Source organism: uncultured Cardiobacterium sp. (genome assembly GCF_938028185.1).
GTDB lineage: Bacteria > Pseudomonadota > Gammaproteobacteria > Cardiobacteriales > Cardiobacteriaceae > Cardiobacterium.
The window spans coordinates 1-2,438 of record NZ_CALJAH010000131.1 but is presented as its reverse complement, the minus strand read 5'-3'; the positions used below and the strand labels follow the sequence as shown (position 1 = coordinate 2,438).

The following is a 2,438-nucleotide window of genomic DNA, read 5'->3' as shown; positions in this document are numbered from 1 at the left end:
GACGGCCTCTCATGAGTATTTACGCCCTCAAACCCAAATTCCAAAACCTGCTGCGGCCGCTGGTGCGTCGCCTCCATGCGCGCGGCACGACCGCCAATCAGGTGACAGTCTTCGCCTGCGCCATTTCCATCGCGCTGGGTATCACCCTCGCGTGCTTTCCCACCCACGCGGCGCTGTTCCTGCTCTTGCCGCTGTGGTTTTTCCTGCGCATGGCGCTGAACGCGATGGACGGCATGCTGGCGCGCGAGTTCGGGCAGAGAACGGCGCTCGGCGGCTACCTCAACGAAATCACCGACGTCGTCGCCGATGCCGCGCTCTATTTGCCCTTTGCCTTTGTCGCGCCGTTTGACGCGCTTTCCGTCGGCGTTTTCATCTACCTCGCCGCGCTGACCGAATTTTGCGGCGTCCTCGGCGCGGTACACGGCAACGGCCGCCGTTACGACGGCCCGCTCGGTAAAAGCGACCGCGCCTTTGCCATCGGCTGCATCGCCTTTTACTACGCGCTGGCGGGCAGCCTGCCCGACTGGCTCAACACCACCCTGTGGCTGCTGAACATCCTCCTCGCCGCGACCTGCGTCCGGCGCATCCGCAACGGTCTCAACCGGAGAATCCCATGACCGAACAGCAAAAAACCTTCACCACCAGCGACGGCACCGAGCTGTTTTACCGCTACCGCCCGGCGAAAGACGGCAGCACGGACAAAGCCATCGTCCTCTTCCATCGCGGCCACGAACACTCTGGCCGGCTGATGTATCTCGCTGACGAACTCGGCCTTGACGACTTCGCCTTCTTCGCCTGGGACGCGCGCGGCCACGGCAACAGCCCCGGCGCACGCGGCGATTCGCCCGGCATCGCCACCAGCGTCGCCGACATCCAGGACTTCATGCACCACATCGCGCACCACTACCACATCGCCCCGGAAAACACCGCCGTCATCGCACAAAGCGTCGGCGCGGTGCTGGTCGCCACCTGGCTGCACGACTACGCCCCGCCCATCCGCTGCGCCGTGCTCGCCTCGCCCGCCTTCAGCGTCAAACTCTACGTCCCCTTCGCCCGACCCGGCCTGAAACTGCTGCACAAACTGCGCGGCAATTTCTTTGTGAACAGCTACGTCAAGGCGCACTACCTCACCCACGACACCGCGCGACAAGAAGACTTCAAGCGCGACCCGCTCATCGTCCGCCCCATCTCGGTGCGCGTCCTGCTCGGCCTCTACGACACCGCCGAGCGCATTGTCGCCGACGCCCAGGCCATCACCACCCCGCTGTTGCTGCTCATCTCCGGCGACGACAAAGTCGTCCATCACCAGCCACAACACGACTTCTACAACCACCTCGGCAGCCACTACAAAGCGCGTCACATCCTGCCCGGCTTCTATCACGACACCCTCGGCGAGGCCGAACGCGAGCGCGCCTTCGTCCCGCTGCGCGCCTTCATCCGCGAACGCTTCGCCGCGCCCTGGCAGGCGGTGGATGTAACCAACGCCCACCTGGCCAGCGCAAGCCGCGTTGAAGCGGACGAACTGGCGACACCCTTGCCGCGCCTCAGCCTGCGCGGCCTGTGGTGGGCGCTCTACCGCGCCGGAATGCGCCTCGGCGCGCGCTGGAGCGAAGGACTGCGCATCGGCCAGGAAACCGGCTACGACAGCGGCAGCACCCTCGACTACGTCTACCAAAACGAGCCGCGCGGCAGCAATTTCATCGGCAAACTCTACGACCGGCATTACCTCAACGCCATCGGCTGGCGTGGCATCCGTCAGCGCAAAAAAAACATCGGCAAAGCCATCGCGCTCGCCACCACCCTGTTGCACAAGGCGGACAAACCGGTACACGTCCTCGACATCGCCTCCGGACATGGCCGCTACATCCTCGACGCCCTGAACGAACACGTCCGCGCTGACAGCATCCGCCTGCGCGACTACAGCCCGATTAACGTCGCCGCCGGACGCGAACTTATCACCGCGCGCGGCCTCGAAACCATCGCCACCTTCGACGAAGTCAACGCCTTCGACCGCGCCAACTACCAACACCTCAGCCCGCGGCCAACACTGGGCATCGTCTCCGGCCTGCACGAACTCTTCGCCGACAACGACCTCATCCAGCACTCGCTCGACGGCTTTGGCGACGCGATAGACGCGGGCGGCTACCTCATCTACACCGGCCAACCCTGGCACCCGCAACTGGAAATGATCGCCCGCGCGCTGACCAGCCACAAGGCGGGCAGCCCGGACTGGGTGATGCGCCGCCGCAGCCAGCAAGAAATGGACCAGCTCGTGGCAAAAGCGGGCTTTGAAAAAATCCACCAATGGATCGACGAATACGGCATCTTCACCGTCAGCCTGGCACGGAAAAAATAAACGCCATTCGTCGCAGGGGGTGTTTGCAATTAAAAAAACCCCCTCCCCTGCAGGGCGAAGCCCGCAGCGGGGGAGGGGTGGG

General features: G+C 64.3%; 2 protein-coding genes. Both read left to right on the top strand.

Going from position 1 to position 2,438, the window contains the following annotated elements; translation table 11 throughout:
* Nucleotides 1-11: 11 nt before the first annotated feature.
* Nucleotides 12-617, top strand: a complete 606-nt coding sequence (locus Q0349_RS04060; RefSeq protein ID WP_366916270.1) for a CDP-alcohol phosphatidyltransferase family protein — start codon at nt 12-14, stop codon at nt 615-617.
* Complete coding sequence (locus Q0349_RS04055) at nt 614-2,356, top strand: bifunctional alpha/beta hydrolase/class I SAM-dependent methyltransferase (protein WP_298079598.1); 1,743 nt, start codon at nt 614-616, stop codon at nt 2,354-2,356. Before Q0349_RS04060 ends, Q0349_RS04055 begins: the two co-directional genes overlap by 4 nt.
* Nucleotides 2,357-2,438 lie beyond the last annotated feature (82 nt).